We start from the raw sequence: 25,224 nt of genomic DNA, 5'->3' as shown, positions 1-25,224 counted from the left end.
CCTGGTCGAGCGTGACCTGCGTGTCCACGCCACCGAGGTCGTCGATGACGGCCGTCGGGTCGGGCGCCTCGGACGAGGCGCTGGACTCCGCCGGCTCCTCGGCCGGGCTCGAGCAGGCAGCCATCGAGAGCGCGAGAGCGCCAGCGGCGAGGACGCCGATGGTGCTCTTGCCGAGCGTGCTGTTCATGATCTTCATCGGAGGCACCTTTCGTCTTGGAGTGACGCAGCCTCTGCATCACGTGGAGGGTTCGCAGTGGCGGGGCAGACGGATGGTGCGATGTCGAGACGTGACCGATTCGTGACATGGGGTCGAGTTCCCGCGACCGCACGGGGGCACGGGCGGTCGCGATGCTGCGCGCGCGGCTACCGGCCGGGGAACCACGAGTCGGCATCGGTGACCACGGTGCCGTCGCTCAGGGTGAGGTCGTAGGTGATGACGACGCGAGGGCCGTCCTGTCCCGATGGCAGATCCGCGTCCTCGAACGCCGCGCCGGGCCACCATGCGACGAAGCGGCCATCCGCCACGGTCGCCTCGGTCGTGATCCCGCCGGCGTGGAGCTCGACGCCGACGACGCCCTCGCCGACGGCGCCGGAGGTGAGCGAGACCTCTCCGTCCGCGGCACGGAACTGCGCCAGCGCACCCTCCATGAGCTCGCCCGGCGGCGGCACCAGCGCGTCGCCGGACTGGCCGCCGAAGGCGCTCAGCACCCCCGACGCCGACGACGCGCCCGCAGGGAGCTCGACGATGCAGGATCCCTGCGACTCCGGCGACGCCTCGTAGAGGATCAGCCCGACGAGATCGCCGCGGCGCTCGGCCAGGACGACGGGCGTGTCCGCGTCGATCGCGTCCTCGGAGGCGAGGTGCTGTCGGCAGGCGTCCTCGGCGATGGCCAGATCGCCGTCGGAGACCGGTCCGGCCTCGGCGGTCCACGACGCGACCGCCGGCAGGGTCCGACCGAGACCGGGCAGCAGGATCGCACCGGCCGCCACGAGGCTGCCCGCCGCGACGATGCCTCCCACCCGCCACGCCATCGTGGCACGCCGGCTGCGCGATCGATGGTCGCCGGCGTGGACGATGCCGTCGGCGAGCGAGGCGCCGCGGGCGCGCCGCCGCGCATCGGGCTGCCCGGCGGCGGCGTCGAGGGAGCGGAGCTGCGAGTCGAGTGTCATGACGCCTCCTGGCGGATGGGTGCCCTCGCGGGCACGACGGGTCGGGGTCGGTCGGCGAGCGCGGCCTGGAGCGCCTTGCGCGCTCGGGACAGCCGCACGCGGTACGTGCCGGGAAGGATGCCGAGGACGCGAGCCGCGGCGCCGGCGTCGAGCTGCTCGAAGACTGCGAGCGCCAGCACCTCCTGCTGCGGCGCGGACAGCGACCTCCACGCAGCCGCGAGATCCGCACGGATCTCCACCGCCGACACGTCGTCCCGATGCGCGAGCTCGACATGCTCGGCGACGCGGACGGCGAGGGCAGCGCGCCGCACCGTGCCGCGGCGTTGGTTCAGCAGCGTCTTGCGGACGATGCCGAACACCCACGCGCGCCGCGCATCCAACGACCTCGGCGCGTCGCCGAACCGGCGCCACGCCACGGCCATCGCGATCGCGACCGCCTCGTCCGCATCGTCCGGCTCCGCTCGGCGCATCGCGAAGCGCACCGCGTCGTCGTACACGTCGCGGAAGAGCGCTCGATACTCGTCGGCGCGAACCTCGCTCTGTCCCATGCTCATGACGTGTCCAGCATGACCTCGCCCGTTACCGACTCGCATCGCGAGGTCGCAGCCGGGTCGTCGCTGAGTGGCCCGATGCGCGCGGCTGCACGCCCTCGACGTAGCGGATCAGCGCGATGGCACCGCTCGGTCCGGCTCATCCTCGGGACGACCGGCGTACCACTCGTGGAACTCGGAGCAGCGGCCGTCGGCGTCGAAGCGGAGGAACCAGATGTTGTCGTACGCGGTCACGACCTCGTCGCCATCAGCGGCGAGGAAGACCGTCCGTCCGTGCGCGACGGCGACGTCCCGATCGATGGCCACCGGGTGGTACCTCGCATCGAACTGCTCGTCGGCGAACGCATCGCGCTCGCGCAGCCACTCCTCCACGATGGACGCGCGACCGGTCGCGCGGATCTCGAACGGATAGTGCCAGACCGCGTCGATCGACCAGAGGTCGGCGATGTCGCGCTCGTCATACGACCTCCAGGCGGCGACGTAGGCGTCGAGCCATCGCTGGACGGTGGGGGCGCTGAGCGAGACTGCGACATCGCGAGAGGGGTCGTGCCAGCTGGGCTGATCGAGGGGCGACGGCATCGTCGCAGCGTACGGCGTCGAGCGCGCGACGCGCTGCGATGGCGCTCTCGCCGGGCGTCACGGCCTGCGTGCGTCGATACCCTCGCGGGGTGACCACCACGACCGCCGCCTACGCCGCGCGCGCCGACGAGTACGCCGAGCTGCTCGGCTCGATGGCTGCGGTGCATCCGTCGGACCGGCAGCTAATCGAGACGTGGGCGTCCCAGGTGAGCGGGAGGGCGCTCGACGCCGGATGCGGTCCCGGGCACTGGACGCACCACCTGGCCGGGCTCGGGCTCGACGTGCGCGGCATCGACCTCGTGCCGTCCTTCATCGAGCGCGCACGATCGTCCTACCCCGGCATCCCGTTCGACGTGCGGAGCATCGACGCGATCGACGAGCCCGATGGCGCACTGGGCGGCGTCCTGTCCTGGTTCTCGACGATCCATCACGAGCCGGACGCCATCGCCGCGCCGATCGCCGAGCTCGCGCGGGTGCTGCGCCCCGGCGGGCGGCTCGTCCTCGGCTTCTTCGGCGGCGACGCCGTCGAGGCCTTCGACCACGCGGTCGTGCGCGCGTACCGCTGGCCGGCCTCGGAGCTGCGGGCGGTCGTGGCCGCGGCGGGATTCGACGTGCTCGAGACGCACGGTCGGGAGGAGCGCGGTCAGCGTCCCGTCGGCGCGATCATCGCGGAGCGGCGTCCGTCGATGGCCTGACGGCTGGCGATGGGGCGCAGCCTCCGTCGCTGCAGCGCATCCCGGTCAGGGCTGAGCCGGCGGCTGCCGCAGCCACACCTGCCCGACGATGTCGAGGAAGACCCACACGTCGCCCGACGAGTAGGTCTCGGGCGCGCCGCTGCCGCCGAGCACCGGGTACGGCACGGGGACGTAGACGTCGTCGGCGCTGATGGGGCCGAGGCGCTCGACGACCGGTCGCACGAGGTCGGCGGGGAAGACGTGCGCCTGGAATCCGAGGTCGTCGATCACCGTGCGACGGAACTCCTCGAGGCTCGCCGCCTCGTAGCCCTTCATGCCGCCCTGCAGCGGGTGGAGCACGGTGAAGCGTCGCTCGTCGGCGTCGGAGAGCACGACGTGCCCGAGCCGGGAGAAGGCGTGGACGAGCGGGTACGTCTCGTGGAGGCGTGGCCACGTCGGGAGCATCTCCGCCGTCGGTGCGGGCTCCTCGGCGAACGTGAACGGCGCCCAGCCAGGCAGGTCGGCGAGCCACTGATGCGTCATGGTGTCGACGCTAGGACGGTGACCTGGATGCTGGCGGGACGCCTCATCCGCAGGGATGACGAGACCCGACCTCGCGGCCGACGACGTCGGTGGCGGCGCGGCGGACGATGGTGCCATGCCCACCAGCACCTCGCTCGCGACGCCCGAGCTGCGCGTCGACCTCGACGCGCTCGGCGCCAACGTGCGCGCCTTCCGCCGTCGGTCGCGCGGCCTCGTCGCCGTCGTGAAGGCCGACGCCTTCGGCCACGGCGACGTCGTGGCGCACCTGCTCGCCCAGGGCGCAGACTGGCTGGGCACGACGTCGCTCGCGGAGGCGGTCGCGCTGCGCGAGCGCACGGGCGCGCGCACGCTCGCGTGGCTCGCCTCCCCCACCGCCGACTTCGGCCCGGCGGTCGCCGCGGGCGTCGACGTCGCGGTGCCGTCGCTCGCCCATCTGCGCGCCGTCGTCGCCGCCGCGCGAGCGACGTGCGTCCCGGCTCGCGTGCACCTGCACGTCGACCTCGGCATCGCTCGCGACGGCGCACCGCGCGAGGCGTGGCGCGAGCTCGTGACCTTCGCCGGGGCGCTCGTGCGCATCGGGCTGCTCGAGCCCGCGGGCGTCATGGGCCATCTCAGCCACGCGGCGCATCCCGACGACGCGCGCAACCGCACCGAGCGGATGCTGTTCGACAACGCGGTGCGCACGGCCGTGCGCCGCGGCTTCGTGCCGCAGGTGCGGCACGTCGCCGCGACGGCCGCGGCGCTGCGGGACGTCGGCACCGAGTACGAGCTCGTGCGCGTCGGCGCCGGCCTCTACGGGATCGACCCGGCGGGTGGCGACGCTCTCGCTCCCGTCATCGGGCTCGCGGCACCCGCGGTCGTCGTCCGCGACGTCGGGGCAGGCACGGGCGTCGGCTACGACCACGCGTGGGTGGCGACGCGTCGCACACGACTCGCGACGATCCCGGTGGGCTACGCCGACGGCATCCCGCGCGTCGCATCGGGGCGCGCGGAGGTGCTCGTGCGGGGCCGTCGGGCTCGCATCGTCGGTGCGGTCTCGATGGATCAGGTGATCGTCGACGTCGGCGACGCCGGCGTCGAGGCGGGCGAGCCCGTGACGATCGTCGGCACCGAGCCGCAGGCGCCCACGCTCGGCGAATGGGCGGACTGGTCGGGCACGATCGCGCATGACATCGTGACGCATCTCGGCTCGAGATGGCAGCGGACGTTCACGGGAGGTGCGGCATGCGCGTGATGGTCGTCGGCGGTGGCGTCTCGAACGAGCACGCGGTGTCGATCGCGAGCGCGGCAGCCGTCGCCGACGCGCTGGGGGTCAGGCACGAGGTCGTGCGCGCGACGATCGGTCGCGACGGCTCCTGGCAGGTCGGCGGGATGGCCGTCGCGCCCTCGTCGCTCGTCGCGATGCTCGCTGAGGTCGACGTGGTCTTCCCCGCCCTGCACGGCGTCGGCGGCGAGGACGGCACGTTGCAGGGGTTCCTCACGACGCTCGGCGTGCCGTTCGTCGGCTGCGGCGTGGAGGCGAGCGCCGTGTGCATGCGGAAGGACGTGACGAAGGCCGTCGTCTCGGCGCACGGCGTCGCGACGGTCGAGGGGCGCGTCGTCGCAAGCCCGGCGGAGGCGGAGGACGCCGTCCGGTCGCTCGGCACGCCCGTGGTGGTGAAGCCGCTCGCCGACGGCTCGAGCGTCGGCCTCCTCGTCGCTCACACGGCGGCCGAGGTCGCGGCGGCATGCGCGGTCTCCCCCATGCTCGTCGAGCGCTACGCCGGTGGGCTCGAGGTCGACGTCGCGGTCGTCGAGCTCGACGGGGTCGCGCGGGTCGGCTCGCCGCTCGAGATCGTGCGGACGCCCGGCGGCGTGTTCGACGCGAGCGCCAAGTACGACGGCGAGCCGCCGTTCGTGCTGCCCGCCCGCCTCGCGCCGGGCATCCGGGATCGGCTCGAGCACGAGTCCCTCCGGGTGTTCGCAACCCTCGGATGCCGGGGCATCGCGCGCGTGGACTGGTTCGTCGACGGCGACCGGCTGGTGCTGAACGAGGTCAACACGATGCCCGGCATGACGCGCCTCAGCCAGGTGCCGAGGATGCTCGCCCACGCGGGCGTGCCGTTCGAGGACCTCGTCGACGGCCTCGTGCGCGGCGCGGTCTAGCCGGCCGGGGTCGTCTGGGAGCGGCGCGGCGACCCGGGCACGGAGCCTCGAGCCCGGACCCACCCTGACTGGTCACCGTCGCACCTGGACTGGTCACGATCCCACCCGGACTGGTCACAGCCGCAACTGCACCGGTCACGATCGAAGCCGACTGGTCACGATCGCACCCCGACTGGTCACGGTTGCACCTGCACTGGTCACTGCTGCACGCTGACTGGTCACCGTTGCACCTCATCGAGGCCCTCCGAGGTGCAACCGTGACCAGTGTTCGGCCGAGGGCGACCAGTCGTCGCAGAACGTGACCAGTCGACGCAGAACGTGACCAGTCGACGCAAAACGTGACCAGTCGACGCAGAACGCGACCAGTCGACGATGGATGTGAGCGCTCGACGCCGGCCGCGCCGGCGGGTCGACAGGCAGGTCCGTGCTCGCGGCGGTGGCCCGACGACGAGCACCATCACGCGCGCATCCCCCGGCGCCGACATGCAAGCGGTTCCCTCCGTGCTCGCAGGCGGCGAGGATGGAGGGGACCCCCGAGCGAGGAGCAGCACGATGCCCGAGACCGACCGCTACGACGTCGTCGTCATCGGCGCCGGCCCAGGAGGCACGGCAGCGGCGCTGCGTGCCGCGGACCTCGGCGCCAGGGTCGTCGTGCTGGAGGCCGCCCGGCTCGGCGGCACGTGCGTCAACTCCGGCTGCGTGCCCACGCGCGTGCTGGCGCGAGCAGCGCGCCTGATCCGCGACGCCCGGTCGGCGCACGAGCACGGCGTCGTCGTGGGCGACGTGTCGCTCGACTGGCGTGTCATGGTCGACCGCGTCCATGCCCGCGTCGACGAGGTGCGGGCCATGAAGCGCGAGGCGGAGCGGTTCGCCGCCGCGGGCGTCGACCTCGTGCAGGAGGGGCGTGCGCGCTTCGTCGACGCCCACACCCTCGAGCTCGACAGCGGCCGCCGCATCGCAGGCGACAGCATCCTCGTGTGCGTCGGCGGCCACGCGCGTCGTCTGCCGATCCCCGGCGCCGAGCTCGCGGTGCTCCCGGACGAGGTGCTCGACCTCCCTGCGCTGCCGGACCGCGTGGCCATCATCGGCGGCGGCAACACGGGCGCGCAGCTCGCGACCGTGCTCGCAGCGTTCGGCGCGCAGGTGACCCTGCTCGATCTGGCGCCGCGCATCCTCATGGCGTCGGATGCCGACATCGCCGCGGAGATCACCCGCTCGTTCGTCGCACGTGGCGTCGACGTGCGCTGCGGCATCGATGGCGTCTCGCGGCTGTCGCGCTCGGACGACGGTGCGATCGATCTCGTGCTCACCGAGGACGGCGAGGAGCGCACGCTCGAGGTCGACGGCGTCATCATGGCGACCGGCTGGCCCGCCGACGTCGCCGACCTCGGGCTCGACCTCGCCGGCATCACGGTCGAGCGCGGCGCCATCCCCGCCGACGACTACCTGCGCACCGTCGTGCCGCACGTCTTCGCCGTCGGCGACGCGAACGGTCGCGACATGCTCGTGCAGGCGGCGCAGTTCGAGGGAGAGGCCGCGGCCGAGAACGCGGTGCTCGGCGCGTCGGTGCGCGCTCCGCACCGGCTGCTGCCCGCGGGCGGCTTCACGGATCCGGACTACGCGGGCGTCGGCTTCACGGAGGCCGAGGCGCGCGAGCGCGACGCCGACTGCGTCGTGGCGACCGTGCGGTACGACGCGCTCGACCGCGCGGTGATCGACGATCGCGACGCGGGATTCCTCAAGCTGGTCGTCGACCGGTCGCGCTCGACCGTGCTGGGTGCGCACGCCGTCGGCGAGAGCGCCGTCGAGGTCGTGCAGGCCCTGACGACCGCGATGGCCGCCGGCGTGCGTCTGCAGACCCTCGCCGAGGTGCGCTTCGCCTACCCGACGTACTCGGCGATCATCGGCATGGCGGCGCGGGCGGTGCTCGCGGCGCGCTGACCGGTCATCACGCGAACGGCCAGTCGTCGGGATAGGCGTGCGGCACGGCGACGACCTGCACGTCGTCCTCGTACACGAGCCTGCCTGGCGTGCTCGTGCGCAGCTCGACCCAGCCGACGCCGTGCCTCTCGAGGAGGTCGAGGTACTCGCCGGCCAGGAGCAGCAGCTCGGCCGCGGATGCACGGAACCACGACCGTGCACCGGGGTTCGCGACCGGGTCGTAGCAGCTCGTCACGACGGTCGACGGGTCGACGTAGGCACGATTCGCGCGATCGTTCGCACGACGGACCCATGCGGCATCCTCCGGAGGCAGGCGCCCGTCCTGCACGAGGCCGTTCACGAGCGCGAAGACGCCGGGGAAGGTGCCCCGCCGGTTCGGGTCGATGCTCTGGAAGCGGATGAACGTCGGCACGAGCCGACCGTAGCCGGACCGGCCGGCGCGGCTCGGCGACGCGCTCGCGAGCGAGCCGCGCGGGGCGAGAGGATGGATGCATGATCGACCTCGACGACGTGGCGGCCTCGCTGCTGGCGCTGCCACCGAGCGAGTTCACGGCCGCTCGAGACGCACGTGCGAAGGCGGAGACCGACGTGGCGCTCGCTCGCGGCATCAAGGCGCTGAGGAGGCCGTCGATCGCAGCGTGGGCCGTCGACGCCTTCGCTCGCGAGCGACCGCAGTCGATCGCGCGCATGCTCGAGCTCGCGGACGCGTTGCGCGCGGCGCAGGAGGACCTCGACGGGCCAGAGCTGCGCGCGCTGTCGACGCAGCGGCGCACGCTCGTCGCGCGACTGGCCGACGACGCGGCGAGCGTCGCGGAGGCTGCCGGCGTCGGCGTCAGCGCCGCCGCTCGTGAGGAGGTCGAGCGCACGCTCACGGCAGCGATGCTCGACGAGTCGGCTGGGCGCGCGGTCGCCAGCGGTCGGCTCGTGCGCTCGCTCGAGGCCGTGGGGCTCGAGGGCGTCGACCTGGCGGGAGCGCTCGCGGGTGGCGAGCCGCCCCCTGCTGCGCCTCGTGCGAGCCGCGATCAGCTCGCAGAGCGTCGCGCGCGCAAGGCGGCCGAGCGCGCGGTGCGCGACGCAGAGCAGGAGGCGAGCGACGCGGAGCGCGACCTGCGGCGAGCCGAGTCCGAGGAGACCACGGCAGTCGAGCGCGTCGCCCATCTCGAGGAGCGCATCGCGGACCTGCAGCGCGACCTCGCCCGGTTGGGACGCGAGCTCGAGTCGGCGACGGAGGCTGGTCGCGACGCAGCGCAGCGGCGCGAGGCTGCCGCGCGTCACGTCGCCGAGGCTGAGGGCAGGGTCGCGCATGCGCGCGATGCGCTCGACTGAGGCGCGATCAGCGACATCCGCTCGTATTGCCTATCGCCCTGAGGCCGCGTCGGCGGGGAACCTGTGCCGGACGGTGACGACGAGCCCCGCGAGGCTCGCCGCCAGGTAGAGCCCGAGCGCCCACGCCGGGTGCTCGTCCAGCCGCAGGGCGACTCCCGTCCAGCTGCCGACGACGTCGCCCAGCGCCGTCAGCGCGAACCCCCACCCCATGACGCTGGCGAATCGCGCGCCCCGGTAGTGGCGCTGCCGCATCGTCGCGGTGAGGACGCTGCGCGATCGTGAGAAGAGAGCCATCAGGAGCACGAGGATCAGCGTGAGCGGCCAGACCTGCGCCCCGGGGACGACCACCACGACGACGATGCCGGCGGCCAGCAGGACGCATCCGTACAGGTACGTGACGCTCAGGCTCGCCCGATCGCTGAGCAGACGCCGGAGCAGCGGCGCGAGCCACGGTCCGATCGTCGCTCCGACTCCGAACACGACGATCACGAGCCCGAGCGCGGTGGATGGGCTGAACGGCATGCGGGATGCCACCCACAGGTAGAGGAAGATGCCGGCGACGGTGGCGCCAGCCTGCATCGCAGCGCCGAGCAGCGGCGACGCCGGGCCTGCCGCCGCCATGCCGCCGAAGAATGCGCGGGCGGAGACGCGGGCGCCCAGCACGCCGAAGTCGTCGAGATCCTGCTCCAGGACCGGAGGGGTCAGCACCGCTCGCGAGCTGACGGACCTGAACGCTGCTCCGATCGCCGAGAGCACGGCGTTCGCGCCGACGAGGACGACGAACGACTGCCCGGCGAGGAAGGCCCCGAGCGGCATCGCGAGCACGAGCCCGATGAAGCCGAGGACCGAGTAGACCGAGGCGTTGAAGGTCAGCGCCTCACCGACGTCCATCTGCGCGATCTGCTGCGCGTAGAGCTCCTCCACGACGTCGGTGACCGCCGGGAAGACGGCCGACGCGAGCAGGTAGACCGCGATGATCGCGACCTCCGCGCCGGGCAGCAGCACGAGCGCTCCGAGCGCGAGCACCGAGAGCGTCGCCTCGACCACGTCCGAGAGGACGAGGACGGTCGAGGGATTCCATCTGCCGAGCACCCGCGCTGCCACGGGCGCGAGGAAGCCCACCCCCTGACCTGCGGTCGCGAACACCGCGAGCCAGACGACCGGCAGCACGTCGGCGGCGACCGCACCGTCCGAGCCGCCCTCCACCACGCGCGTCCCCACGATGGAGACGACGAGGCCGGCGGTCATCCAGCGACGGGCGCGCCGGAGGGCCACGAGCGAGATGTGCCTCGTGATCATGGTCGTGCCCCTCGGCCAGCATCGCTCCTGTGCTCCACGACGCGAGCAGATCAGATGCGTGGCGGATTCGCCGAGGTTGTCCACAGCGAGCCGCACCTGCGAGCCCGAGGTGCGGCCGACGGCCTGGGACGTCTGCCAGCCGAGCGTTACGCCGCCGATGCGCACGGCCGGTCGCGCGGGCGTGCGATCCGCCCGATGCGATGGGCGCCCGATCGGCGCCTTCCTCAATCGGGAGTCGTGACGCGCTCGTAGGGCGGACGGGACTTGAACCCGTGACCGACGGATTATGAGTCCGCTGCTCTGACCAGCTGAGCTACCGCCCCGCGAACGACCCTATCGACGCTCGTCAGCGCGACTCGTCGACGTGCTGGGCGCCGGAGGCGTCCGACGACGCGTCGTCGAGCGTGATGCGCCCCGAGTCGGTCTCGAGGTGCGGCAGCTCGGTGTCGGGGTCGACGACGTCCTCGCCCCGGTAGAGGGCCTCGAACGTGTCGAGGGTCGTCTCGATGTCGTGCGCCGCGACCATCTGCAGCGAGCGGTGGCGCATGCGCAGCCACTCCTCGTCGCTCGAGCGCAGCACGCGCTCGAGCTGCGCGGCGAGGTCGGCGTCGTCGTCGGGTGCGAAGAGGAAGCCGTTGCCGTCGATGAGGTGCGGCAGCGCCATGGCGTCGGCGGCGACGACGGGCAGGCCCGACGCCATCGCCTCCATGGTCGCGATCGACTGCAGCTCGGCCGTCGAGGGCATGACGAAGACCTCGCCGCCCGTGAGCCGCGCACGCAGCTCCTCGCTCGACACGAGGCCGGTGAGCTCGACGCGGTCGCCGACGCCCAGCTCGGTCGCGAGGTCGCGCAGGTGGTCGATGAGGTCGCCCCCGCCGACGATCTCCAGGCGCGCGTCGAGGTCCTTCGGCAGTCGCGCGAAGGCTCGCACGGCCGTCTCGATGCGCTTCTCGCTCGTGACGCGGCCGACGAACACGATCGTGCCGTGGTTGCGCTTCGGCGACACGGTGTAGTCGCTGGCGCGGATGCCGCACGAGACGGCGTGGACGTGGTCGAGGCCCGCCATGCGCTCGAGGTAGTCGGCGCTGCGACGCGTGGGCGTCGTGACGGCGTCGCAGCGACCGAACACGCGCCCCGCGTCGCTCCACAGCGCGCCGATCACCGGCTTCTGCAGCACGCCCGGCACGTTCGAGTGATCCATGAGGTTCTCGAACATGATGTGGTTCGTGCCGATGAGGCGGATGCCGCGCGACCGCGCCGCCGCCGCGAACCCGCGACCGACGACGAGGTGCGACTGGAAGTGCACGACGTCGGGCTGCAGCGCGTCGAGCAGCGAGCCGGCGTTCTGCACGATGCGCCACGGCTCGGCGAACCGCAGCCACTCGTGACCCGGGTAGCCGAGCGAGCGCAGGCGGTGCACGGTGAAGCGCACCCCCTCGTGCTCCTCGACGCGGGTGCCCTGGCGGCCGCGCCCCGTCGCCGAGGCGACGACGTGCACCTCGTGGCCGCGGCGCGCGAGCCCAGCGGAGAGCTGGGTCGCGAACGTGGCAGCGCCGTTGACGTCCGGGGCGAAGGTGTCGCCCGTGATGACGATGCGGAGCGGTCGCGTCACTCGTCGTCCTCCAAGAGGGTCGTGGTCTGCAGCTGGGGATGATGCCGTGCGAGCTGGAACACGCCGAAGACGGCGAGCCCGCCCGCGAGGGCGAAGACGATGAGGGCCCACGGCGGCGTCTGCGCCGCCTCGCCGAGCACGGTGACGCCGATGAGCACGGCGATCAGCGGGTCGACGACCGTGAGGCCGGCGATGACGAGGTCCGGCGGGCCGGAGGCGTGCGCGAGCTGCACGAAGTACCCGCCGAAGACGAGCGCGGCGACGACGCCCACGAGGCACACGATCGTGAGCCACTCGAAGTTGCCGGTCGTGATGCGGTTGAGCACGACCTTCATGAGCGTCACGACGAATCCGTACAGCACGCCTGCGGCGATGACGTAGAAGATCGCGCTCGCACGATTGCGCCAGCGCCACCACGCGAGCCCCAGGCCGATGCCGACGACGACGAGCAGGCACAGGACCGTGAGCAGCTGCCGGTCGCTGATGGGGTGCTCGACGGCGAACACCGCCGCGACGCCGACGAAGATGCCGATGCCGATGAGGCAGAAGAGGATCGAGTTGATCGTGGGCGAGTCGAGCCGGTGACGCGCGATGCGGGCGTTGACGATCGCGGTGATGACGAGCGCGACGGCGCCGAGCGGCTGCACGACGATGAGCGGCGCGAGCGAGAGCGCCCACAGCTGCATCAGCGCGGCGAGCCCGAGCATCGCGGTGCCGACGACCCACGAGGGGCGGCGCACGAGCATGCCCAGCTGGTGCAGGTCGATCGACGCACCCGACTGGCTCGCCTTGCCCTCGACCATCGAGACGCCGCGGTGCTGGAACTGCGTCCCGAGCGACAGCACGACGGCTCCGACGATCGCGATCGGGATGCCGAGCGCCTGCAGCGGGGTCAGCGAGATCTGGTCGGTCAGATCGGTGATGTCGGCCAGTCGCACCCCTCGACAGTAGCGGCGACGACGCTCGATACCCTGGCAGACATGGCAGTCCTCCCCATCTGCATCATCGGCGAGCCGGTGCTCCATGCGCGCGCCGCCGAGGTCGTGGACGTCGACGACGCGCTGCGCACCCTCGTGGCCGACATGGTCGAGACGATGCACGCCGCGCCCGGCGTCGGGCTCGCGGCACCCCAGGTCGGCGTCGGCCTGCGCGTCTTCGTCTGGTCCTGGACCGACGACGCCGGGGTCGAGTCGTCGGGCGTCGCCATCAACCCGCGCCTGTGGATCGCTCCCCTGCCGATCGACGAGCTCACGGAGGACGACGACGAGGGATGCCTGTCGATCCCCGGCGAGCGCGAGCCGCTGATCCGATCGCAGGCGGCGATCCTCGAGGCGACGGATCTCGACGGGACGCCCTTCCGCATCGAGGCCACCGGATGGCTCGCGCGCATCCTGCAGCACGAGCACGACCACCTCGACGGCATCCTCTACGCGGACCGCCTCGCGCATCGCGAGCGGAAGGCGAGCGACAAGGCCGTGAAGAAGGCGCGGTGGGGGCGTCCCGGGCAGCGGTGGACGCCCGGGATCGACGACATCGACCCGTGAGGCGGCACGGAGGCGGCGATCGGCCGCGTTCCGGCGACGCCTCGGAGGGGTGCTAGGCTAGCCGGGCTGTTGCCAGCATTCCTCGATAGCTCAATTGGCAGAGCAGCCGGCTGTTAACCGGCAGGTTGATGGTTCGAGTCCATCTCGGGGAGCAGATCCAGGCCCTCGCCCTCGCGGCGGGGGCCTGCTGCGTGCCGCTCTCCCGCAGGTCCCGGGACGATCAGTCGAAGACCCGCACCTCTCCCCCGAGGGCGTCCTGCACCTCGGCCGCGTCGGGCGCGTTGAGGATCCAGTTCTCGCCGACGAGCACCGTCGACGGTGCGAGGCCCGCGACCGCCTCGTAGGTGGCGAGGATGTCCGCCTCCTGCTCCTCGCTCTCGGTGAGCACGAGGATCGCATCGCCTGCGCAGTTGCCCGACCGCTCGTCGATCGCCTCCCACTCGCACGCCCCGCCTGCCGCGACGTACGCGTCGCGCAGGGTCTCGATGGAGTCGATGGTGCCGAGCTGCTCGCTCGGCGCGGCCGACGAGCAGCCGGACAGCGCGAGCGCGACGACGAGGATGCAGAGGGACGACGCGCGCGTGAGCATGTGTGCAGCATAGGTCTCCCCCGGCGGGCAGGGGCGCGCTCGCGCGTAGCAGGGTCGGCGCATGCACGCACATCGCCTCCCGCGTCCCGGGAAGCGCGTAGCGTCACGGGCATGGGGCATCTGATCTACGGCGACACCGAGCACGCGATCGATGACCGGACGCTCGCGCACGTGCGCGCCGTCGTCGGATCGAAGCTGCGCCGCGGCGAGTCCTTCATGCTGTCGTGGCCCGGGCACGGAGCGCACGGCTCGGTCGCGCTGTGGCTCTCACCCACGACGCCGCTGCAGCTGCGCTTCGCCGGCTCGCGCGAGCCCGGGCTCAGCAACGCCTGGCTCGAGGCGATGCTCGAGATGGCGGGATCGACCGGAGGGCTCGTGCTCGTCGCCGAGGACGTCGCGATCGAGCGCTCCCGGCGCGGCCGCTAGCGACGGATCCGTCGCCGGCGACGGACACGTCGCCAGCGACCGAGCGGCCGCCCATCGACGGACGGGTCGCTCAGGCGGCCGACTCCTCGGTGCGGGCGAGCGCCGCCACGAACGCGTGGCGCGGATCGGCGAGCACGTCGTCGATGGGCCCGGCTCCGACGATGCGTCCGCGGTGCAGCACGATCGACGTGCCGCCGATGGCCCGCGCCTGCCGCGGCGTGCGGACGGCCGCGACGAGCGCACGCGAGTCGCCCAGCTCGCGCAATGCCGAGAGCACCGCGGGGGCGACGACGGGATCGAGGCCCGAGATGGGATCGTCGACGACGAGCACGCGAGGATCGAGCACGAGCGCGCGAGCGAGCGACACGCGCTGCCGCTGACCGCGGGAGAGCTCGAAGACGTGCCGATCGAGCACGCCGAGCGACAGGCGCACGCGGTCGAGCGCGCCGGCGACCGCGATGCCCGCCTCGCCCCGGTCGAACCGCGGATCCCGATCGAAGATGGGCGCGGCGACGGCGTCGCCGACCGTGACGGTGCCGTCGAGGTGCTCGGAGCCGCGCTGCTCGGCGTGCCCGACGAACGCGAGCAGGCGCGTGCGCGCGCGGGTGCCGAGCCTGCGCAGGTCGTGCCCGAGCACCGAGATCGATCCGCCGTGCAGCTCGGGGCCGCCGTCCTCGGGCGTCTGGAGCGCGATGGCGTCGAGCAGCGTCGACTTGCCCGACCCCGTCGGCCCGAGCACCGTGATGGGGGCGCCGGGCTCGGCGACGAACGAGACGCCCCGCACGACGAGCGACGGCGACCCCGCGTGCGCGAGCGAGGCGTCGTGCACGCGGACGGCGGCGTTCGTGGGCTCGGTCATCGCTGCTCCTCCATCCGCGCCCGCTCGGCGTCGAGCTCGTCGATCCTCGTCGTGAGCCGCCGAGCAGCCGCCGGGTCGCCCTCGCGCAGCCGGTACAGCTGCCCGAGCAGCTCGGCCTTCTCCCTCAGGATGTCACGCAGGATCAGGGAGACGACGACGCCCCGCACGCTCGCCTCGACGCCGCGCGGCCCCGCGACCATCGGCGCGATCGCGAGCTCGCGCACGAGCGGCGCGATGGGCGGCGGCACGACGGCGGCGACCCGCTCGGAGAAGCCCGACGCGGCGATGAAGTCGAGCTCGGCGAGGATGCCGTCGCGCACGATCCGCAGGCTCGCGTCGCCCACGTGCGCCATCGCGCCGCGTGCGCGCAGGGGCTCGGGCACGAGCGCGCCCTGCTGCAGCATCGCGACGATCGCCTCGCGCTCGAGGATCGTCGCCGGATCGCGCGGCAGCTGCTGCATCGTCACGCGCGGCTCGCCCTGCTCGGCCGGCGCCTGACCCGTGGCCGGTCGCCCGCTCCCCTGCTGTCCGCCCTGGCCCGGGCGGCCGGCCTGGCCCTGCTGCGACTGCCTGCCCTGCTGCGCGCGCCACGCCTGCAGCGCGCGGTGCACGTCGCGCGGCTCGACCCCGAGCCATCCCGACACCTGCCGCTGGTAGCCCTCTGCCAGGGCCCGGTCGCGGATCGTCGCGAGCACGGGCGCGGCCGCGCGCGTCGCCTGCACGCGTCCCTCGACCGTCTCGAGGTCGAACGCGTCGACCACGCGGCGCAGCATGAACTCGAACATGGGCCTGCGCGTCTCGATGAGCCTGCGCACGGCGTCGTCGCCGCGCTGCAGCCGGAGGTCGCACGGGTCGAGGCCGTCGGGGGCGACGGCGACGAACGTCTGCGCCGCGAAGCGCTGCTCCTCGGCGAACGCGCGGCTCGCCGCCTTCTGCCCCGCCTCGTCGGGGTCGAACGTGAACACGACGCGGCCGAGGGCCGTCGTGTCGGACGTCGACACGTCGCCGAGCACGCGCCGCAGCACCTTGATGTGGTCGACGCCGAAGGACGTGCCGCACGTCGCGATCGCCGTCGTGACGCCCGCGAGATGGCATGCCATGACGTCGGTGTATCCCTCGACGATGACGGCCTCGCGGCTCTTCGAGATGTCGCGCTTCGCGAGGTCGAGCCCGTAGAGCACCTGGGACTTGTGGTAGATCGTCGTCTCGGGCGTGTTCAGGTACTTCGGGCCCTGGTCGTCGTCGAGCAGCTTGCGGGCGCCGAACCCGACCGTCGCTCCCGTGACGTCGCGGATGGGCCACACGAGCCGGCCGCGGAACCGGTCGTACGGGCCGCGCTGGCCCTCGCTCAGCAGGCCGGCTCGCAGCTGCTCGTCGTCGGTGAAGCCCTGGCCGCGCAGGTGCGAGCGCAGCGCGTCGTACGACTGCGGCGCGAAGCCCACGCCGAAGCGGCGCGCGGCGTCGAGGTCGAAGCCGCGCTCGCCGAGGAACCGCTGCCCGGGCTCGGCCGCGGGCGTGAGCAGCTGCGCCTGGAAGAACTCCGCGGCGGCCTTCGACGCGTCGAGCAGTCGCAGGCGGCTGCCGGCCTCGATCTGCGGCGCGCCGCCGTCCTCGTAGCGCAGCGTCACGCCGAGCTGCGCCGCGAACCGCTCGACCGTCTCGGTGAACGACGTGTGGTCCATCGCCATCACGAAGCCGATGACGTCGCCGTCCTCGCCGCAGCCGAAGCAGTGGTACCGCCCGATCGCCGGGCGCACGTGGAACGACGGCGTCCGCTCGTCGTGGAACGGGCACAGGCCCTTGAGGCTGCCGACGCCCGCCGACTTCAGCGTGACGTGGTCCGAGACGACGTCGACGATCGACATGCGGCTGCGCACCTCGTCGATGTCGTCCCTGCGGATGCGGCCAGCCATCACACCACCTGCTGCGCGTGCCAGGCGACGGCCGTGTGATCCGAGAGGCTCGCGATCTGGTCGACGACGACGCGCTTGCGCCCCGCGTCGTCCTGCGCGTCGCGCCAGTCGCCGGCGAACGTCGCGTCGAGCCCGCCCTCGCCGAGCGCGAGGAGCCGGTCGGCGAGCTCGCCGAGGATGACGCGCTGCTGCTCGTAGATCGGCTGCCGATGCTCGACGTCCATCACGAACGCCGCGACGGTGCCTTTGAGCACCGCGATCTCGGCGCGCACCTCGGGCGGCACGACGACGCTGCCGCCGAATCGCGCGAGCGGACCGGCGTAGGCCTCGCGCGTCGCGGCGGCCGCGGCCGTCGCGAAGCGACCGATGAGCCGCGAGGTGAGGTTCTTGAGGCGTGCCTGGTCGACGCGGCCGCCGTCGAAGCCGTCGAGCCACGTGTCGAGGTCGTCGAGCCGGTCGAACGCCGCGAGGAGGTCGTCGCGCTCGACGTCGCCCACCCAGCGCTCCATGCGATCGACGAGCGCGTCGTGGTCGGCGCGGCCGGCGAGCGCGCGCGGGTCGATGAAGCCGTTCACGACGGCATCCTCGAAGTCGTGCACCGAGTAGGCGATGTCGTCGGCGAGGTCCATGACCTCCGCCTCGATGCACCGCCTGCCCTCCGGCGCATCCTGGCGCGACCACGCGAAGGCGTCGCGGTCGACGCCGTAGAAGCCGAACTTCACCCGACCCGACCCCGCGTCGAGCATCTCCTGCTCTGCCGGCCACGGGTACTTGCACGCCGCGTCGACGCTCGCACGCGTGAGGTTGAGCCCGTAGGCGCGGTCGCCGACGATCTTCGGCTCGAGCCGCGTGATGACGCGCAGGGTCTGCGCGTTGCCCTCGAACCCGCCGATCGACGCCGCCCAGTCGTTGAGCGCGCGCTCGCCGTTGTGCCCGAACGGCGGATGCCCGATGTCGTGGGCGAGGCACGCGGTGTCGACGACGTCGGGGTCGAGGCCGAGCGCCCCGGCGAGCTCGCGACCGACCTGCGCGACCTCGAGCGAGTGCGTGAGGCGGTTGCGCGCGAAGTCGAGGCCGGAGGTCGGCGAGACGACCTGCGTCTTCTGCGCGAGCCTGCGCAGCGCGCTCGAGTGCAGCAGGCGCGCGCGATCGCGCGCGAAGTCGCTGCGCCGCGTCGAGTGCGTCTCGGGCCACCAGCGCTCGCGGTCGTGCGCGCCGTAGCCGACGTGCGCCTCAGCCGCCACGCGTGTCGCTCTCGTCCTCGATGAGGGCCTCGCGCTGCGCCGGGCTCAGCTCGGGGCTCTCGAGCCAGCCGTCGGGCAGCGCGGGCGCCTTCGGGCTGCCCGCGCGTCCGCGCTGGCCCTCGACGCCCGCGGCGTCGTAGGGCGCGTCGGGGATCGTCGCGACGAGCTCGTCGATCTCGGCGAGGCTCGACACCGCGGCGAGCGCCCTGCGGGTGTCGCCGCCGATCGGGTAGCCCTTGCCGTACCAGGCGACGTGCTTGCGGATGTCGCGGCAGGCGCGGTCCTCCTCGCCGAAGAACTCGACGAGCAGCTCGGCGTGGCGGCGGAAGACCTCGAGCACCTGGTGCAGCGAGGGCCGGAAGCGGTCCTCGCGACCCTCGAAGGCCGCGACGAGGTCGCCGAAGAGCCAGGGCCGGCCGAGGCACCCGCGGCCGACGACGACGCCGTCGCAGCCGGTCTCGTGCATCATGCGCAGGGCGTCCTCCGCCTGCCAGACGTCGCCGTTGCCGAGCACCGGGATGCTCGTGACGGCCTCCTTGAGGCGCGCGATGGCCGACCAGTCGGCCTGGCCCGAGTAGTGCTGCGCCGCGGTGCGACCGTGCAGCGACACGGCGGCGACGCCTGCGGCCTCGGCGGCGCGACCGGCCTCGAGGTAGGTGAGGTGGTCGTCGTCGATGCCCGTGCGCATCTTCACCGTCACCGGCACGTCGCCCGCGGCGCGCACGGCGCGCTCGACGATGGCGCGGAACAGCTCGTGCTTCCACGGCAGCGCGGACCCGCCACCGCGGCGCGTGACCTTCGGCACGGGGCAGCCGAAGTTCAGGTCGATGTGGTCGGCCCGATCCTCGTCGACGATGATGCGCACGGCGCGCTCGACGACGGCGGGGTCGACGCCGTAGAGCTGCACCGACCTCGGCGTCTCGGACTCGTGGTGCGACAGCAGCCGCATGGTCTCCTCGCCGCGCTCGACGAGCGCGCGCGAGGTCACCATCTCGGCGACGTAGAGCCCGGCGCCGTGCTCGCGGCACAGCCTGCGGAACGCCGTGTTCGTGACGCCCGCCATCGGCGCGAGCACCACGGGGGACTCGAGCGCGATGGGGCCGATCCGCAGCGCCGGCGCCGTGGTCGCGCTCGTCGTCTGCGTGCCGGTCACGTCAGGCTCCGACGAGCGCCTGCGCCAGGAAGCCCTCGAGCTCCGCGATGGGCACGCGCTGCTGCTGCATGGTGTCGCGCTCGCGCACCGTGACCGCCTGGTCGTCGAGCGACTCGAAGTCGACCGTGATGCAGAACGGGGTGCCGACCTCGTCCTGACGGCGGTAGCGGCGGCCGATGGCGCCGGCATCGTCGAACTCGATCGCCCAGTGGCGACGGAGGTTCGCCGCGACCTCGCGAGCGAGCGGCGACAGGGCCTCGCCGCGCGACAGCGGCAGCACCGCGGCCTTGACGGGTGCCAGACGCGGGTCGAGGCGCAGGACGGTGCGGGTGTCGGTGCCGCCCTTGGCGTTCGGCACCTCCTCCTCGTCGTAGGCCTCGATGAGGAAGGCCATGAGGCTGCGGGTGAGGCCGAACGCCGGCTCGATGACGAACGGCGTGTAGCGCTCGTTGGCGGCCTGGTCGAAGTACTCGAGCTTCTTGCCGGAGTGCTCGGAGTGCGTGCGCAGGTCGTAGTCGGTGCGGTTGGCGACGCCCATGAGCTCGCCCCACTCGGTGCCCTGGAAGCCGAAGCGGTACTCGAGGTCGATCGTGCGCGCCGAGTAGTGCGCGCGCTCGCCGTCGGGCACGTCGAGGTGGCGGATGTTCTCGGCCTTGAGGCCGAGGTCGTGGAACCACGCCTCGCAGTCGGCGACCCAGCGGTCGAACCACTCGGGAGCGTCGGCCGGCGGCACGAAGAACTCGATCTCCATCTGCTCGAACTCGCGCGTGCGGAAGATGAAGTTGCCGGGCGTGATCTCGTTGCGGAACGACTTGCCGATCTGGCCGATGCCGAACGGCGGCTTCCGCCGGGCGGTCGTGACGACGTTGTTGAAGTTCACGAAGATGCCCTGGGCCGTCTCGGGGCGCAGGTAGTGCAGCCCCTCCTCGTCGTCGACGGGGCCGAGGTAGGTCTTCATGAGGCCGGAGAACGCCTTGGGCTCCGTCCACGAGCCGGGCTGGCCGGTCTCGGGGTCGCGGATGTCGGCGAGGCCGTTCTCGGGCGGGTGGCCGTGCTTGGCCTCGTACGCCTCGATGAGGTGGTCGGCGCGGTAGCGCTTGTGGGTGTGCAGCGACTCGACGAGCGGGTCGGTGAACGTCTTGACGTGGCCCGACGCGTGCCAGACCTTCTGCGGCAGGATGATCGACGAGTCGAGGCCGACCATGTCGTCGCGGCCCTGCACGAACGTCTTCCACCACTGGCGCTTGATGTTCTCCTTCAGCGCGACGCCGAGGGGGCCGTAGTCCCATGCGGAGCGGGAGCCGCCGTAGATCTCACCGGCCTGGAAGACGAATCCGCGACGCTTCGCGAGATTGATGACCTGGTCGAGACGGCTCGGCATGCGGGCTCCTGGATCATGCGCGCCGGATCGCGCGCTGGGCTTCGTGGGGACGTTCGATCCTATCGGCGACGGCCGACGACGGCGTGCACGTCAGGGACAGACGACCCGGACGTGGCCCGCCTCGCCCGCCGGGGCGAGGGGACGGTCGCGCAGCACGGCGAGCGCGGGCAGGTCACCCGCCTCGCACATCGCGACGAACGCCTCCTCGTCGGTCTCCTCGACGTACTCGACGTCGAGGTGGCGGTCGCCGTAGAGGGCGGCGTAGCCGGCGCACTCGTCGTACTGCCCGCACTCCTCGCTCACCACGAGGTCGAAGCCGGCGGCCGGACCGGCGTCGCCGGCGTCGAGCGCGTTCTTCTGCGCCGCCCACATCCCCTGCGCGTGCGCGGCGTCGACGAGCAGCGCGGCGAGCGCGAGGTTGCCATCCATCGTGAGCCCGTCGAAGCGGGTCCACGAGTCGAGGTTGTCGTACTCGACGGCGTCGTGGCCCTGCTCGGCGCAGCCGGCGACCCACGGCTCGACGATCGCGGCGATCGCCGCGCGCTGCTCGGGCTCGCGGGTGTCGAGGGCCATCTCGTCGGGCCAGCCCGGATCGATCATGGGTTCGCCGTCGCCGTCGCGCAGCAGCAGCTCGGGATGCTCGTCGAGCCACCACCGCGCATCGCCCGGCTGCGTCTGGAACCCGTTGAGGTAGCAGATCGAGAACGTGCCGTCGGCAGGCGGCTCGGAGGCGTCGCGGACGACGACCGTGACGCCGTCGTCCGGCTCGGACGCCCCACCGAGCTGGTAGTCGACGGATCCTCCCGACGCGCTCTCCCACCGGGACGCCGGGTCGTCGCCCGCGACGGTCGCCGTCGTCGCGCACGACGACAGCAGCGCCGCCGCGGCGACGGCAGCGACGGCGCGTGCCGCGCGCGCGAGCACGGTCAGCGCTGCTGCGTCCGACGGCGCACGAGGACGATCGAGCCCGCACCGAGCATGAGCATCGCGGCGAGCGCCACGAGGCCGGCGGATGCGAGGTCGGCACCCGTCTGCGGCAGGCCCGAGCCCGGCGCGGCCGGTGCGGATGCGGACGGAGCGGGTGCGGACGGAGCAGGGTCGGACGGAGCAGGAGCCGACGGAGCCGGAGCCGACGGCACGGGGGCGGCGGCGACCTCGACGGTCGCCGTGGCGATCGCACCACCCGGGTCCGTCGCCGTCACGACGCGCGTGCCGACGGCCGTGAAGGCGACGACGCGGCCGTCGACCACGTCGCTCGCGTCGTCGGTCGTCAGCACCGCGCCGGAGGTGTCGGCGGCGTTGCCCTCGGCGTCGATGCCCGTGACCTCGAAGGCGACGCTCGAGCCCGACGAGACGGTCGAGGTCGTCGGCGTGAGCGCGATCGAGGCGGCGGGACCTGCCGCGACGGTCACGACGACCTCGAGCCGGGCGGCGGGATCGACGCCGTTGTCCGCGGTCAGCACGACGACGACGTCGCCGAGCTCGCCGGTGGGCGTGCCCGTGATGGCACCCGTCGTCGGGTCGACGACGAGGCCCTGCGGGAGGCCAGTCGCCGTGACGACGGCAGCCGGCGACCCGGGCTCGAACGTCGGGACGTACGAGAACGGCACGGCGATCTGCGCGGCCGCGGTCGCGGGCCCGGACAGGCCGGCGGGAGCATCGATGCGCACCGTGAGGGTCGCGGCCTCCGACGCCTCGCCCGCACTCGTCGCGACCACGTCGAACGCGAAGTCGCCCGCCGCGGACGGCGTGCCGGTGATGGTCCCGTCGGCGTTCACCGTGAGGCCTGCGGGCACGGCGGCAGGGTCGACGGCCGAGTAGACGATCGGAGCATCGCCCTCGGATGCCGTGATCGTGGCGGCGTAGGCCGTGCCGACGACGCCGGCCGGCAGCGTCGCGTCCGCGAGCACCGGCGCACCGGTGACGACCGTGAGCTCCGCCGAGATGAAGCAGAGCGGGTCCGAGGTGAAGAGGTCCTCGACGACGACCGTCCAGGCACCCGCAGCCGGCTCCCCATCGAACGTCGACAGCGGCTGGGCCGGACGGAACACGCCGTCGACCGGTCCTGCGCCACCGACCGGGTCCGCGGCGTCATCGTCGAACGTCACCGTGACGGGCGGCCGGGTCTGGGCGCCCGTGTAGGTGACGAACGGGGTCACGAGGTCGATCGTCGTCCCCTCGGGCGAGGTCAGCGCGAGCCGGATCTCCTCGGGGAACGCGCTGCCCGGGCCCGGCACCGCGCACGTGCCGTCGGTCTTCTGGAAGCGGATGGCGATGGTGACGTCGTCGACCGTGCCAGCCCCGGCGATCGAGATCGCGCGGGTGGCCTGCCCCGAGTCGACGGACGCGGGCGTCGTGTTCGAGCCGGTGAGCGTCGCGGCGTTCGCGACGGTAGGCGCCGAGACGGCGAGGAGGGCGATGGCAGCGGCGAGGGCTGCGGGGGCGAGGAGGCGACGGCGCACGAGCCGAACCGTACCGCGCGCCAGCCCGCGTCCCCCCATCGAGCGCGGAGCGTGTACCCCTCGCCGATGGAGCAGGGAGGGACGACGACGTCCCCGCCCATCCGCCCGCGCTCAGTGCCGAGGCGAGCGCCGCCGCAGGAGCACCGCCGCGCCCAGCATCGCGAGCGCTGCGAGCACGACCGCACCGGTCGGCCCGCCGTCGGCGCCGGTCCTCGGGAGGCTCGCGCCCGGCACCGCGGTCGGCGTCGTCGCGGCCGGGGTCGTCGCGGCCGGGGTGGGCGGCGGCGCCGCGGGCGCGCTCGTCGATGCCGCGGAGGGCGCGGGCGGTGCCGCCACGACGGTGATGGTCGACGAGTCCGTCGCCCCGCCGGCATGCGTCGCCGTCACGGTGCGCGGGCCCGGCGATCCGAGGCGCACCACGAGGCCGTCGACGACGTCCCCGACGCCGTCGGACACGAGCGTCACGGCACCACCGACGTCGACGGCGTTGCCCGAGGCATCCACGCCCGACACCGTCATGGCGAGCGCGTCGCCGGTGGCGACCGTCGCCTCGGCGGGCGTGAGCACGATCCCCGCGAGCGGACCGGGTGCGACCGTGATCGTCGTGGTCAGCACGACGTCGGGCCCGACGCCGTTCGACGCCGTGAGGGTCACGACGACGTCGCCGGCCGTACCCGTCGGGATGCCCGTGAGGGCTCCCGTGGCCGGGTCGAGCGACAGCCACGACGGCAGGCCGGCCGCGCCGACCGTCGCCGCGGGCGACCCGGCGCCGAGCGTCGGCGCGTACGCGAAGGGCTCGCCGATGCGCGCCGGAGCGGTGGCGGGTCCGGCGAGCGATGGCGGCGCGTCGATCCGCACGGTGAACGCGACAGGCGCCGACGTGCCGTCCGCGTTCGAGGCGGACGCCGAGAACGCGAAGGTGCCGGATGCGGTGGGCGTGCCCGTCAGGGTGCCGTCGGCAGCGAGGGTCAGACCGGGCGGCAGGGTCGAGCCCGCCGCGAGGGCGATCGCCGCGTCGGCGGGGTCGGCGCTCGGCAGCGCGGCGGCGTACGGGACGCCGACGACGCCGGTCGCGAGCGGTGCGGTCGCGAGCGTGGGAGCGATGCCGAGCTCGAGCGTCGCGCTCGCGTAGCAGTGGGGCGAGAACCGGAAGGCGTCGGCGATCGTGAGCACCCAGTCGCCCGCGGCGGGCTCGCCGAGGAAGGCGTCGAGCGGCTCCGCCGCCGTGAAGGTGCCCGACTCCGGCGCCCCGGCGTTCGTCGAGCCGACGACGGGGGCGGCGTCGCCGCTGACGAGCCGCACGGCGACCTGGGGCGGCGACAGCGGCGTCACGCTCGAGTAGGTGCTGCCCGCGGCATCCATCTCGCCGGAGCCCGGGGTGATGAGAGCGACGGTCGTGCCCGACGGGGAGGTGAGGCGGTAGTCGATGTCGAGGGGGTACGCGGCGGTGCTCGTCGATCCGACGTCGGGCGCTGCGCACGTCTCGCGCACGTGCTGGAAGACGAGGTCGATCGCCACGCGCCCGACCGTGCCCGAGCCGCCGATCGGGATGGTCCGGGTGATCGTCCGCAGGTCGAGCTGCTCGGCGCTCGCGTCGCCTCCCGTCTGGGAGACCGCGGCGGCCGGCACGGCGCCGGCCAGTACGAGCGCGCCGGCGGCGAGGACGGTCGGCAGGAGACGGTGCATGGGACGCCTTCGTCGAGGGGTGCGGAGCGAGCGCGGCTCGCACCGCCGACGCTACGAGCCGGATGCGTCGCGCTCGCGACCTGCGCCGGAACCGTCACCCCTGTCCCCCGGCCATGGCCGCACGGGA

The 25,224-nt window shown here is 73.3% G+C and carries 24 protein-coding genes, 2 tRNA genes and 1 pseudogene; 8 read left to right on the top strand and 19 right to left on the bottom strand.

Annotation, left to right across the window (positions count from 1 at the left end; all coding sequences use genetic code 11):
- The 4 genes and pseudogenes from ABD249_RS12180 to ABD249_RS12165 form a co-directional block, all read right to left on the bottom strand.
- A pseudogene (locus ABD249_RS12180) lies at nucleotides 1-187 on the bottom strand (hypothetical protein); the annotation flags it as partial.
- A gap of 176 nt (nucleotides 188-363) precedes the next feature.
- Nucleotides 364-1,170, bottom strand: coding sequence for a hypothetical protein (locus ABD249_RS12175; RefSeq protein WP_344343904.1), 807 nt, complete (start codon nucleotides 1,168-1,170; stop codon nucleotides 364-366).
- Nucleotides 1,167-1,724, bottom strand: coding sequence for an RNA polymerase sigma factor (locus tag ABD249_RS12170; RefSeq protein ID WP_344343902.1), 558 nt, complete (start codon nucleotides 1,722-1,724; stop codon nucleotides 1,167-1,169). The genes ABD249_RS12175 and ABD249_RS12170 overlap by 4 nt, the downstream gene beginning before the upstream one ends.
- A 108-nt stretch (nucleotides 1,725-1,832) precedes the next feature.
- Nucleotides 1,833-2,300, bottom strand: coding sequence for a YybH family protein (locus tag ABD249_RS12165; protein ID WP_344343900.1), 468 nt, complete (start codon nucleotides 2,298-2,300; stop codon nucleotides 1,833-1,835).
- A gap of 89 nt (nucleotides 2,301-2,389) precedes the next feature.
- Between ABD249_RS12165 and ABD249_RS12160 the strand changes: the two genes are divergently transcribed.
- Nucleotides 2,390-2,995, top strand: a complete 606-nt coding sequence (locus ABD249_RS12160) for a class I SAM-dependent methyltransferase (protein WP_344343898.1) — start codon at nucleotides 2,390-2,392, stop codon at nucleotides 2,993-2,995.
- A gap of 45 nt (nucleotides 2,996-3,040) precedes the next feature.
- On the opposite strand, the gene ABD249_RS12155 is transcribed toward ABD249_RS12160, so the two are convergent.
- Nucleotides 3,041-3,517 carry a T6SS immunity protein Tdi1 domain-containing protein gene (locus ABD249_RS12155; protein WP_344343896.1) on the bottom strand — a complete coding sequence of 159 codons (477 nt, stop codon included), beginning with the start codon at nucleotides 3,515-3,517 and terminating at the stop codon, nucleotides 3,041-3,043.
- Between the two features lie 115 nt (nucleotides 3,518-3,632).
- Here ABD249_RS12155 and alr point away from each other — a divergent pair, with 115 nt between their 5' ends.
- From alr to ABD249_RS12140, 3 genes are all read left to right on the top strand, one after another.
- Nucleotides 3,633-4,751: an alanine racemase gene (gene alr / locus ABD249_RS12150; protein ID WP_344343894.1), complete on the top strand. Its 1,119-nt coding sequence runs from the start codon at nucleotides 3,633-3,635 to the stop codon at nucleotides 4,749-4,751.
- Nucleotides 4,742-5,662 (top strand): D-alanine--D-alanine ligase family protein, encoded by a 921-nt coding sequence (locus ABD249_RS12145; RefSeq protein ID WP_344343892.1) that lies wholly within the window; start codon nucleotides 4,742-4,744, stop codon nucleotides 5,660-5,662. The genes alr and ABD249_RS12145 overlap by 10 nt, the downstream gene beginning before the upstream one ends.
- A gap of 552 nt (nucleotides 5,663-6,214) precedes the next feature.
- The gene (locus ABD249_RS12140; RefSeq protein ID WP_344343890.1) at nucleotides 6,215-7,603 is read left to right on the top strand and encodes a dihydrolipoyl dehydrogenase family protein; all 1,389 of its coding nucleotides are present in this window, start codon (nucleotides 6,215-6,217) and stop codon (nucleotides 7,601-7,603) included.
- Between the two features lie 7 nt (nucleotides 7,604-7,610).
- Here ABD249_RS12140 and ABD249_RS12135 read toward each other — a convergent pair whose 3' ends face one another.
- On the bottom strand, nucleotides 7,611-8,015 hold the full coding sequence (locus ABD249_RS12135; protein ID WP_344343888.1) for a hypothetical protein: 405 nt from the start codon (nucleotides 8,013-8,015) through the stop codon (nucleotides 7,611-7,613).
- A gap of 80 nt (nucleotides 8,016-8,095) precedes the next feature.
- Here ABD249_RS12135 and ABD249_RS12130 point away from each other — a divergent pair, with 80 nt between their 5' ends.
- Nucleotides 8,096-8,929, top strand: a complete 834-nt coding sequence (locus tag ABD249_RS12130; protein WP_344343886.1) for a transposase — start codon at nucleotides 8,096-8,098, stop codon at nucleotides 8,927-8,929.
- Nucleotides 8,930-8,959: 30 nt separating this feature from the next.
- On the opposite strand, the gene ABD249_RS12125 is transcribed toward ABD249_RS12130, so the two are convergent.
- The 4 genes from ABD249_RS12125 to ABD249_RS12110 all read right to left on the bottom strand — a co-directional run bounded on the left by ABD249_RS12125 (nucleotide 8,960) and on the right by ABD249_RS12110 (nucleotide 12,778).
- Entirely contained in the window at nucleotides 8,960-10,228 is a 1,269-nt protein-coding gene (locus ABD249_RS12125) for an MFS transporter (protein ID WP_344343884.1), read from the bottom strand.
- 249 nt (nucleotides 10,229-10,477) lie between these two features.
- Nucleotides 10,478-10,551, bottom strand: a tRNA-Ile gene (locus tag ABD249_RS12120).
- A 23-nt stretch (nucleotides 10,552-10,574) separates the two neighbouring features.
- Nucleotides 10,575-11,840, bottom strand: coding sequence for a glycosyltransferase (locus tag ABD249_RS12115; protein ID WP_344343882.1), 1,266 nt, complete (start codon nucleotides 11,838-11,840; stop codon nucleotides 10,575-10,577).
- Nucleotides 11,837-12,778 carry a DMT family transporter gene (locus ABD249_RS12110; RefSeq protein ID WP_344343880.1) on the bottom strand — a complete coding sequence of 314 codons (942 nt, stop codon included), beginning with the start codon at nucleotides 12,776-12,778 and terminating at the stop codon, nucleotides 11,837-11,839. Before ABD249_RS12110 ends, ABD249_RS12115 begins: the two co-directional genes overlap by 4 nt.
- Before the next feature lie 42 nt (nucleotides 12,779-12,820).
- Between ABD249_RS12110 and def the strand changes: the two genes are divergently transcribed.
- Together def and ABD249_RS12100 are read left to right on the top strand one after the other, a co-directional pair.
- Complete coding sequence (gene def / locus ABD249_RS12105) at nucleotides 12,821-13,384, top strand: peptide deformylase (protein ID WP_344343878.1); 564 nt, start codon at nucleotides 12,821-12,823, stop codon at nucleotides 13,382-13,384.
- A gap of 79 nt (nucleotides 13,385-13,463) precedes the next feature.
- A tRNA-Asn gene (locus ABD249_RS12100) sits at nucleotides 13,464-13,536 on the top strand.
- A 68-nt stretch (nucleotides 13,537-13,604) separates the two neighbouring features.
- Here ABD249_RS12100 and ABD249_RS12095 read toward each other — a convergent pair.
- Complete coding sequence (locus tag ABD249_RS12095) at nucleotides 13,605-13,973, bottom strand: hypothetical protein (RefSeq protein WP_344343876.1); 369 nt, start codon at nucleotides 13,971-13,973, stop codon at nucleotides 13,605-13,607.
- 111 nt (nucleotides 13,974-14,084) lie between these two features.
- Between ABD249_RS12095 and ABD249_RS12090 the strand changes: the two genes are divergently transcribed.
- Nucleotides 14,085-14,399, top strand: a complete 315-nt coding sequence (locus tag ABD249_RS12090; RefSeq protein WP_344343874.1) for a DUF7882 family protein — start codon at nucleotides 14,085-14,087, stop codon at nucleotides 14,397-14,399.
- Between the two features lie 70 nt (nucleotides 14,400-14,469).
- Here the strand turns inward: ABD249_RS12090 and ABD249_RS12085 are convergent, their stop codons facing one another.
- The 8 genes from ABD249_RS12085 to ABD249_RS12050 form a co-directional block, all read right to left on the bottom strand.
- Nucleotides 14,470-15,258 carry an ATP-binding cassette domain-containing protein gene (locus tag ABD249_RS12085; RefSeq protein WP_344343872.1) on the bottom strand — a complete coding sequence of 263 codons (789 nt, stop codon included), beginning with the start codon at nucleotides 15,256-15,258 and terminating at the stop codon, nucleotides 14,470-14,472.
- Nucleotides 15,255-17,171 (bottom strand): DNA primase, encoded by a 1,917-nt coding sequence (gene dnaG / locus ABD249_RS12080; RefSeq protein ID WP_344343870.1) that lies wholly within the window; start codon nucleotides 17,169-17,171, stop codon nucleotides 15,255-15,257. Before dnaG ends, ABD249_RS12085 begins: the two co-directional genes overlap by 4 nt.
- Entirely contained in the window at nucleotides 17,171-18,415 is a 1,245-nt protein-coding gene (locus ABD249_RS12075; protein WP_344343868.1) for a deoxyguanosinetriphosphate triphosphohydrolase, read from the bottom strand. Before ABD249_RS12075 ends, dnaG begins: the two co-directional genes overlap by 1 nt.
- The gene (gene dusB, locus ABD249_RS12070) at nucleotides 18,405-19,568 is read right to left on the bottom strand and encodes a tRNA dihydrouridine synthase DusB (RefSeq protein ID WP_344343866.1); all 1,164 of its coding nucleotides are present in this window, start codon (nucleotides 19,566-19,568) and stop codon (nucleotides 18,405-18,407) included. Before dusB ends, ABD249_RS12075 begins: the two co-directional genes overlap by 11 nt.
- Nucleotide 19,569: 1 nt before the next feature.
- Nucleotides 19,570-20,949, bottom strand: coding sequence for a glycine--tRNA ligase (locus ABD249_RS12065; protein ID WP_344343864.1), 1,380 nt, complete (start codon nucleotides 20,947-20,949; stop codon nucleotides 19,570-19,572).
- Nucleotides 20,950-21,039: 90 nt separating this feature from the next.
- A complete protein-coding gene (locus tag ABD249_RS12060) occupies nucleotides 21,040-21,873 on the bottom strand; it encodes an endo alpha-1,4 polygalactosaminidase (RefSeq protein WP_344343862.1) in 834 nt (277 codons plus the stop codon).
- Nucleotides 21,874-21,875: 2 nt separating this feature from the next.
- Entirely contained in the window at nucleotides 21,876-23,411 is a 1,536-nt protein-coding gene (locus tag ABD249_RS12055; RefSeq protein WP_344343860.1) for a putative Ig domain-containing protein, read from the bottom strand.
- A 111-nt stretch (nucleotides 23,412-23,522) separates the two neighbouring features.
- The gene (locus ABD249_RS12050) at nucleotides 23,523-25,097 is read right to left on the bottom strand and encodes a putative Ig domain-containing protein (RefSeq protein WP_344343858.1); all 1,575 of its coding nucleotides are present in this window, start codon (nucleotides 25,095-25,097) and stop codon (nucleotides 23,523-23,525) included.
- Nucleotides 25,098-25,224 lie beyond the last annotated feature (127 nt).

This window comes from Agrococcus versicolor, assembly GCF_039531815.1.
Classification (GTDB): Bacteria; Actinomycetota; Actinomycetes; order Actinomycetales; family Microbacteriaceae; genus Agrococcus; species Agrococcus versicolor.
The sequence above is the reverse complement of the archived record's forward strand: the minus strand, read 5'-3'. Positions and strand labels throughout refer to the sequence as shown.